General features: G+C 65.8%; 6 protein-coding genes. 4 read left to right on the top strand and 2 right to left on the bottom strand.

Annotated elements, in window-relative coordinates; genetic code table 11:
• The first annotated feature begins 7 nt into the window (after positions 1-7).
• Entirely contained in the window at positions 8-943 is a 936-nt protein-coding gene (locus ACFPU0_RS24835; RefSeq protein WP_377695957.1) for a quinoprotein relay system zinc metallohydrolase 1, read from the top strand.
• A 117-nt stretch (positions 944-1,060) separates the two neighbouring features.
• On the opposite strand, the gene ACFPU0_RS24840 is transcribed toward ACFPU0_RS24835, so the two are convergent.
• Positions 1,061-2,074, bottom strand: coding sequence for an AI-2E family transporter (locus tag ACFPU0_RS24840; protein ID WP_377695958.1), 1,014 nt, complete (start codon positions 2,072-2,074; stop codon positions 1,061-1,063).
• A 228-nt stretch (positions 2,075-2,302) separates the two neighbouring features.
• Here ACFPU0_RS24840 and ACFPU0_RS24845 point away from each other — a divergent pair, with 228 nt between their 5' ends.
• Positions 2,303-4,087: a PQQ-dependent methanol/ethanol family dehydrogenase gene (locus tag ACFPU0_RS24845; protein WP_377695959.1), complete on the top strand. Its 1,785-nt coding sequence runs from the start codon at positions 2,303-2,305 to the stop codon at positions 4,085-4,087.
• Positions 4,088-4,401: 314 nt separating this feature from the next.
• Here ACFPU0_RS24845 and ACFPU0_RS24850 read toward each other — a convergent pair whose 3' ends face one another.
• Positions 4,402-4,734, bottom strand: coding sequence for a hypothetical protein (locus ACFPU0_RS24850; protein ID WP_377695960.1), 333 nt, complete (start codon positions 4,732-4,734; stop codon positions 4,402-4,404).
• A gap of 746 nt (positions 4,735-5,480) precedes the next feature.
• On the opposite strand from ACFPU0_RS24850, the gene ACFPU0_RS24855 reads away from it, so the two are divergent.
• Together ACFPU0_RS24855 and ACFPU0_RS24860 are read left to right on the top strand one after the other, a co-directional pair.
• A complete protein-coding gene (locus ACFPU0_RS24855) occupies positions 5,481-6,746 on the top strand; it encodes a methyl-accepting chemotaxis protein (RefSeq protein ID WP_377696029.1) in 1,266 nt (421 codons plus the stop codon).
• 144 nt (positions 6,747-6,890) lie between these two features.
• Positions 6,891-8,401, top strand: a 1,511-nt coding sequence (locus ACFPU0_RS24860; protein WP_377695961.1) for an aldehyde dehydrogenase family protein, incomplete at its 3' end; no start/stop codon positions are given.

Consider the following 8,401-nt stretch of genomic DNA (forward strand, 5'->3'; position numbering starts at 1 on the left):
GCGGGCGATGCGACTGATCATGCTGCTGCTGACCTGTCTGGCGCTCACCGCCCAGGCCGGCCAGGACTACGACCTCAAGCCCAGGCAGATCGCCGAGGGCACCTGGCTGCTGGAAGGCAGCACCGACAACTTCGACAAGGCCAATGGCGGCAATATCGTCAACACCGGGTTCATCGTCACCGATGCCGGTGTGGTGGTGATCGATACCGGCCCGTCCAGGGCCTATGGCCAGGCCATGCGCCGCGCCATTGCCGGGGTCACCGACCAGCCGGTGAGCCTGGTGCTGCTGACCCACCATCACCCCGACCATGTGCTGGGCAACCAGGCCTTCGCCGGCGTGCCCATCGCCGCCCTGGCCGGTACCGGCAGGCTGCTGGAGGAGCAGGGCGATGCCATGGCGGAGAACATGTACCGGCTCGTCGGCGATTGGATGCGCGGTACCGAAGTGGTCCTGCCGAAGCAGATTCTCGAGCCCGGTGTCCGCGAGATCGGCGGCCATCGCCTGCGTCTTCTGGCCCTGCGCGGCCACACCGGCGCCGACCTGGCGGTGCTGGACGAGCGCACCGGCGTGCTCTTCGCCGGCGACCTGGTGTTCTACCAGCGCGCCCTGACCACGCCCAACAGCCCCGGCCTGGAGGCCTGGCTGGCGGACCTCGACACCCTGGCCGCATTGCCGTGGAAAGTTCTGGTGCCGGGCCACGGCCCTATCAGCCAGGACCCGGCGCCCTTTGCGCAGATGCGCGATTATCTGGGCTGGCTGGATGGCTTGCTGAAAGATGCGGCGGGGAAGGGGGAGGAGATGAACGAGGTGATCCGGTCGCCGATTCCGGAGCGGTTCGCGTCGGTGAATCTGAGCCGGTACGAGCTGATTCGCAGCGTCAGCCACCTGTATCCGAAGTACGAACTGCAGCGGATGCCGAGGGTGGATAACGCGGCGGAGTAACTCCCCGTAGGGCATGTCCGTAGGATGTGGTAGAGCGGAGCGAAACCCATCAGCGGGGATCGATGGGTTTCGCAGGCTCAACCACATCCTACGAACGGAATCCTTTGCGGCCCCGCCTTACACCAACTCCGCGTGCTTCAGCTCGCTCTTCAGGTAGGCGTAGTAGATCGGCGCCGCCACCAGCCCCTGCAGGCCGAAGACCGACTCGAACGCCAGCATCGCCAGGAGCAGCTCCCAGGCCCGGGCGCTGATCTGGCCGCCGACGATGCGCGCGTTGAGGAAGTATTCCAGCTTGTGAATGGCGATCAGGTAGCCCAGGGCGCCGACCGCCACCCAGAGGGAGACCGAGAACCCGGCGATGAAGATCAGGGTGTTGGACATCAGGTTGCCGATCACCGGCAGCAGTCCGAGGATGAAGGTCAGCAGGATCAGCACCTTGGTCAACGGCAGCTGGATATCCATCAGCGGCAGCACCACGGCGAGGAAAATGCCGGTGAGCGTGGTGTTGACCAGGGAAATCTTGATCTGCGCGAAGACGATATTGCGGAACGCGGTCACCAGCAGGGCCATGCGTTCCAGCAGCAGGCGGCTGAGGGGGCGCAGGGTCTCGAAATTGGGGATGGGCTGCAGGGCGATGATGGCGCCCAGGATCATGCCGATCAGCATGGTCACGAAGGTATGCGCCGCGCCCTTGCCCAGCAGCTGCAGCTGGCCGACGTGGGCACGCAGCCAGTCCATCAGTTCGCGGCGCAGGTCATCGGCGCTGGCCGGCAGGTAGTTCTCGATGGACGCCGGCAACTGTGCCCGTGCCTGTTCGGTCAGGACGATGAATTTTTCCAGCAACTGGCCGGGGTTGCGCAATTCCTGCGTCACCACGCCGGCGATCCAGACGAAGAACAGCGACAGCATGCTCACCACCAGGGTGCCCAGCAGCGCCACCGCCAGCCAGCGGGCGCGGCGCCCCCCCGGGATCACCGGCTGCAGGCGCGGGGCCAGGCTGATCACCAGTTCATAGACCAGCAGGCCCGACAGCAGGGATGGCAGCAGGTGGAAGGGCAGCACCAGCAGCAGGCCGATGAGGACGATGGCCCAGCTGGCCAGGAGCAATTGACGATCAGTGAAAAGTTGCATAGGTCCCGGGGGCATTGGAAAGCGGAGCAGGGGCGGCAGTCTGCCAGTGGGAGACACCACTGCACAATCGGCAGCTGAAGTATGCAGGGGCGTGGCGGTATTGCTACCAACGGAGGAGGAAAATCCGCACTGCGTCCAATTGTTGGTCTCCCGTGGCAAACCAAGAATTTGCGGCAGACCGGGAAATTTCCCCGGATCACAACAACAAGCCCGCAGAGGTAGCCGCTAATGAAGCTCGCCACACCCCACCAGCCTTTCGCCCGGACGCTGCTGTCCGTCGCCCTGATGCTGTCCAGCAGCCTGGCCCTGGCCGGCGTCACCGACCAGGACATCCTCGACGATGCCAAGTCCACCGACCAGGTGGTGACCAACGGCCTGGGCCTGCAGGGCCAGCGCTACAGCACCCTGGACGCGCTCAACGCCGACAACGTGCAGCAGCTGCGCCCGGTCTGGGCGCTGTCCTTCGGTGGCGAAAAGCAGCGCGGCCAGCAGGCCCAGCCGCTGGTGAAGGATGGCGTGATGTACGTCACCGGCTCCTACTCGCGGGTGTTCGCCGTGGACGCGCGCACCGGCAAGAAGCTCTGGCAGTACGATGCGCGCCTGCCCGACGGCATCATGCCCTGCTGCGACGTGATCAACCGGGGCGTGGCGCTGTACGAGGACCTGGTGATCTTCGGCACCCTGGACGCCAAGCTGGTGGCGCTGAACAAGGACACCGGCAAGGTGGTGTGGCGCAAGACGGTGGCCGACTACAAGGCCGGCTACTCCATCTCCGCCGCGCCCCTGGTGGTCAAGGGCAAGCTGATCACCGGCGTCGCCGGTGGCGAGTTCGGCGTGGTGGGCAAGATCGAGGCCTACAACCCGAAGAATGGCGAGCTGCTCTGGACCCGTCCCACCGTGGAAGGCCACATGGGCTACGTCTACAAGGACGGCAAGAAGGTCGAGAGCGGTATCTCCGGCGGCGAAGCCGGCAAGACCTGGCCGGGCGACCTGTGGAAGACCGGCGGCGCCGCGCCCTGGCTGGGCGGCTACTACGACCCGGAGACCGACTCGCTGCTGTTCGGCACCGGCAACCCCTCGCCCTGGAACTCCCACCTGCGTCCCGGCGACAACCTGTATTCCTCCTCGCGCCTGGCACTGAACCCGGAAGACGGCTCCATCAAGTGGCACTTCCAGACCACCCCCCACGACGGCTGGGACTTCGACGGCGTCAACGAGCTGGTGTCCTTCGACTACAAGGACGGCGACAAGACCGTGAAGGCGGCCGCCACCGCCGACCGCAACGGTTTCTTCTATGTGCTGGACCGCACCAACGGCAAGTTCATCCGTGGTTTCCCCTTCGTCGATGAAGTGACCTGGGCCAAGGGCCTGGACAAGGAAGGCCGCCCGATCTACGACGACGCCAAGCGCCCGGGTGCGCCGGGTGGCGATGGCAAGCACGGCAGCGCGGTGTTCGTCGCCCCGTCCTTCCTCGGCGGCAAGAACTGGATGCCCATGGCCTACAGCCAGGACACCGGCCTGTTCTACGTCCCCTCCAACGAGTGGGGCATGGACATGTGGAACGAAAACGTCGCCTACAAGAAGGGCGCGGCCTACCTGGGCGCCGGCTTCACCATCAAGCCGCTGAACGAGGACTACATCGGCGTCCTGCGCGCCATCGATCCGAAGTCCGGCAAGGAAGTCTGGCGCTACAAGAACTACGCGCCGCTCTGGGGCGGCGTGCTGGCCACCAAGGGCAACCTGGTGTTCACCGGCAACCCCGAGGGCTTCCTGATGGCCTTCGATGCCAAGACCGGCAAGAAACTCTATGAGTTCAACACCGGCTCCGGCGTGATCGGCTCGCCCATCACCTGGGAAATGGACGGCGAGCAGTACGTCTCGGTCCTGTCCGGCTGGGGTGGCGCCGTACCGCTCTGGGGTGGCGAAGTGGCCAAGCGCATCAAGGACCTCAACCAGGGCGGCATGCTCTGGACCTTCAAGCTGCCCAAGGAGGCGGTGGTCGCCAAGCGCTGAACCCACTGACAAGGCCCGCTTCGGCGGGCCTTGTCTTTTCTTGGGGAACACCCCGATGCCCTGGCGTGGTAGATGATCGGGGCAGTTACTTTTCCCGTTCGGGGAACATGCGTGCATTTCAGCGACTGTTAGGAAATTTTCCCGATCGGGAAAATGCTCGGCTGATCCGCAGCCGTGATCCATTTTTTTACCTATCGGGAAAAATATGGCCTCTACCGCGCACTTCTCCAGCATGGCCGAACTGGGCCGGATGATCCGCAAGACCCGCAAGGCGCAGCAGTTGACCCTGGCCGGTTCGCCAGTGCCGGACAGCTTTATCGGCCGCTCCACAACCCCGCGACCACTTCCTGGCTGACCCACTGCCTCAGCATCCGGTTCTCCGGGTGGTAGCAGTACACGTAGAGCAAGGCGTGGAGGCCGGACTCGCTGATCACCACTTCCTCGTCGAACCAGCCATTGGCGGTCCGCAGCAGCACGCGCTGATGTTGGTCGTCACAGAGTTGGCGGGTGATGCGGTCGTTGATGTTGGCGTTGACCAGGCGGCGCAGGTCATGGGTGGAGAACCAGGCCTCATGGCCGATGAGGAAGGCGCGAAGTTGGCGGCGGTGGCGCCGGTAGACCTGCGGAGTGATTTCGGGAAGGTTCATGGGGAGAGCTCCGTCCATTGGGTTGGGGAGCCGCCACCAAATCCTTGAAGGGTGGCGGACCGTGCGAGTGTGGAAGTACCGGGATAATCAGCAAGACCGGTCGGGCCGGAGCCCGCTCGCACGGTCCGCCATAGACTGCCGACGTGCGACCCGTCGCTATGGCGTGCTGATTATCAATGAACGGGCTTCCACACCCGGTTGCGACCCGAGGGCACAACGGCGCAAACCCTATCCAAGCTCTCTGTAGTCCAGCAACGCAGTCTCCGCGTAGGCCCATTTCCCGATAGGGTGCGCAATTGTCCTGCATGCTGATCCACTTCGGCTCGGGGAGTCCGGCCAGCGACCTCTCCGCTTCTACGACCAAGGAACCATGGCTTTGTACTGGCCAAAGGCCGCTTAATTGCCCCCAAACAACGACAAGAAAGGGGTAAGCGATGCGCCACTGCCTGTTCCACAGCCTTCTGATCGTCCTGCTGGCCGGGACAGTGACCCTGGCAGGCCTGCCGCCCTGGCTGGGCGTGCTCCTGTGCCTGCCGCTGCCCTGGCTGTTCCGGCCCAGGCGCCAGGCCGCGCCGACGAGCAGAGGCGAGAGCCTCGATGTGGCGCGTCTCACCCGCGACCTGTCCCGCAGCACCAGCCACAACGCCCTTTCCGCCGCCGGCGTGGCCTGGTCGGTGGACCGCCTCGCCGAGCGCCTGAAGTCCCAGTTGCAGGCCGCCGAACGCATCGTCGGCAGCGCCGAGGTGATGATCGGAACAGAGGCCGCCACTTCCGCGCTCAGCCAGCAGGCCTTCGCCGCCGCCCATGACGCTCGCCAGAGCAGCGATGAAGGCCGTGAGGTGTTGCAGCAGGCCATCGGCCTCATGCATCAGCTCAGTGCCCGCGCCGGTGCCAGTCGCGAGCTGATCGCCGCCCTCAGCCAGCGCAGCGAGGAAATCCAGCAGGTGGCCCAGGTCATCCAGTCCATCGCCAGCCAGACCAACCTGCTGGCCCTCAATGCCGCCATCGAGGCCGCGCGGGCCGGCGAGCATGGCCGCGGTTTCGCCGTGGTGGCGGACGAGGTGCGCGGCCTGGCCGGGCGTACCGCCAGCGCCACCGGTGAAGTCGGGCAGATGGTGACCGATATCCAGCGCCAGACCGCCCTGGTGGTGGAGCAGATCCAGCAGCTCTCCGTCGACCTGGACGCCGGCGTCGGCCAGGTGGAACTGACGGGACGCCAGCTGGAGAAGATCGCTGGCCTTGCGGCTGCGGTGGAAGGGCAGGTGGATGAGATCGCCCGTGGTGCCCGGACCAACCGCGACCAGTTGGCCGATTTGTTCGAGGCGGTGGGGCAGATGCGCAGCGATCTGGGTATCAGCGACCAGCAGACCCGTCGCCTGGCCGAAGCCGCCAGCCAGTTGGAGGGGCAGGCCGAAACCATCAGCGAGCGCCTGGCCGAAGTAGGCCTGGACGACTATCACCAGCGCGTCTACGACTTGGCGCGAGAGGGCGCGGCGGCCATCGCCGGGCGCTTCGAAGCCGATGTGCGGGATGGCCGGATCAGCCTCGACGACCTGTTCGACCGGCGCTTCCAGGTGGTGCCCGGCACCTACCCGCAGAAGTACGGCTCGCGCTTCGACCGCTATACCGACCAGGTCCTGCCGGACATCCAGGAGCCGTTGCTGAAAGGCCACGAGGGGTTGGTGTTCGCCATTGCCTGCACGGCGGAGGGCTATGTGCCCACCCACAACCTGGCCTTCAGCCAGCCGCCCAGCGGCGATCGCGAGCAGGACACGGCCCGCAGCCGCAGCAAGCGCATGTTCAACGACCGCACCGGCATCCGCTGCGGCAGTCACCAGCAGCCGCTGCTGCTGCAGACCTACACCCGCGATACCGGCGAGCTGATGCACGACCTCTCGGTGCCCATCATCGTCCAGGGGCGCCACTGGGGCGGCCTGCGCCTGGGCTACCGGCCCGAGCAGGCCGCGCAGGCCTCCCGCACCGGCCGCAAGCAAGTCCCGGCCAGCGCCTGAAGCACCGGCCCAGAGCGGCCGGTTCTACTACCAAATGACGAGGGCGCCTCTCCCATGGGCGCATTCCGGGCCCTGGCGGCGGCTGACTAAGATCGGTCCACAACCTGCCCAGTCGGGCGGGCACCGACCAGAGAGAGCAACGCCATGATCTACGCACAACCAGGCACTCCGGGCGCCGTTGTCAGCTTCAAGCCGCGTTACGGCAACTACATCGGCGGCGAATTCGTGCCGCCGCTGGGCGGCGAGTATTTCACCAATACCTCGCCGGTGAACGGCGAAGTGATAGCCGAATTCCCCCGTTCCGGCGCCGAGGACGTCGAAAAGGCCCTGGACGCCGCCCATGCCGCCGTCGATGCCTGGGGCCGCACTGCAGTGCAGGACCGCGCCCTGATCCTGCTGAAGATCGCCGATCGCATCGAACAGAACCTGGAAGTGCTGGCCGTTACCGAAACCTGGGACAACGGCAAGGCCGTGCGCGAAACCCTCAACGCCGACGTCCCGCTGGCTGCCGACCACTTCCGCTACTTCGCCGGCTGCATCCGCGCCCAGGAAGGCGGCGCCGCCGAGATCAACGAGCACACCGCCGCCTACCATTTCCACGAACCGCTGGGCGTGGTCGGGCAGATCATCCCGTGGAACTTCCCGCTGCTGATGGCCGCCTGGAAGCTCGCCCCGGCGCTCGCCGCCGGCAACTGCGTGGTACTGAAACCCGCCGAGCAGACTCCGCTGTCGATCATGGTGCTGGCGGAGATCATCGGCGACCTCTTGCCTCCCGGCGTGCTCAATATCGTCCAGGGCTTCGGCAAGGAAGCAGGCCAGGCCCTGGCCACCAGCAAGCGCATCGCCAAGATCGCCTTCACCGGCTCCACCCCGGTGGGCGCCCATATCCTCCACTGCGCGGCGGAGAACATCATCCCCTCCACCGTGGAGCTGGGCGGCAAGAGCCCGAACATCTTCTTCGAGGACATCATGCAGGCCGAGCCGGCCTTCATCGAGAAGGCCGCCGAAGGCCTGGTGCTGGCCTTCTTCAACCAGGGCGAGGTCTGCACCTGCCCGTCGCGGGCGCTGGTACAGGAGTCGATCTTCGAGCCCTTCATGGTCGAGGTGATGAAGAAGATCAAGGCGATCAAGCGCGGCGACCCGCTGGACACCGAGACCATGGTCGGCGCCCAGGCTTCCCAGCAGCAGTACGAGAAGATCCTCTCCTACCTCGAGATCGCCCAGCAGGAAGGTGCCGAACTGCTTGCCGGCGGCAGCTCCGAGCGTCTGGGTGGCGACCTTTCCAGCGGCTACTACATCCAGCCGACCCTGCTCAAGGGCAACAACAAGATGCGCGTGTTCCAGGAAGAGATCTTCGGCCCGGTGGTGGGCGTCACCACCTTCAAGGACGAAGCCGAGGCCCTGGCGATCGCCAACGACACCGAGTTCGGTCTCGGCGCCGGCCTCTGGACCCGCGACATCAACCGCGCCTACCGCATGGGCCGCGGCATCAAGGCCGGCCGCGTCTGGACCAACTGCTACCACCTGTACCCGGCCCACGCCGCCTTCGGCGGCTACAAGAAGTCCGGCGTCGGCCGCGAGACCCACAAGATGATGCTCGACCACTACCAGCAGACCAAGAACCTGCTGGTGAGCTACGACATCAACCCGCTGGG

Origin of the sequence: Pseudomonas sp. GCM10022186 (assembly GCF_042656385.1) — a bacterium.
Taxonomy (GTDB): Bacteria; Pseudomonadota; Gammaproteobacteria; order Pseudomonadales; family Pseudomonadaceae; genus Metapseudomonas.

Excerpts from the sequence above, each read along its gene's own strand:
- ACFPU0_RS24850 (WP_377695960.1), bottom strand. The coding sequence starts at position 4,734 with ATGAACCTTCCCGAAATCACTCCGCAGGTCTACCGGCGCCACCGCCGC.
- ACFPU0_RS24835 (WP_377695957.1), top strand. The coding sequence starts at position 8 with ATGCGACTGATCATGCTGCTGCTGACCTGTCTGGCGCTCACCGCCCAG.
- ACFPU0_RS24845 (WP_377695959.1), top strand. The coding sequence starts at position 2,303 with ATGAAGCTCGCCACACCCCACCAGCCTTTCGCCCGGACGCTGCTGTCC.
- ACFPU0_RS24840 (WP_377695958.1), bottom strand. The coding sequence starts at position 2,074 with ATGCAACTTTTCACTGATCGTCAATTGCTCCTGGCCAGCTGGGCCATC.
- ACFPU0_RS24855 (WP_377696029.1), top strand. The coding sequence starts at position 5,481 with ATGATCGGAACAGAGGCCGCCACTTCCGCGCTCAGCCAGCAGGCCTTC.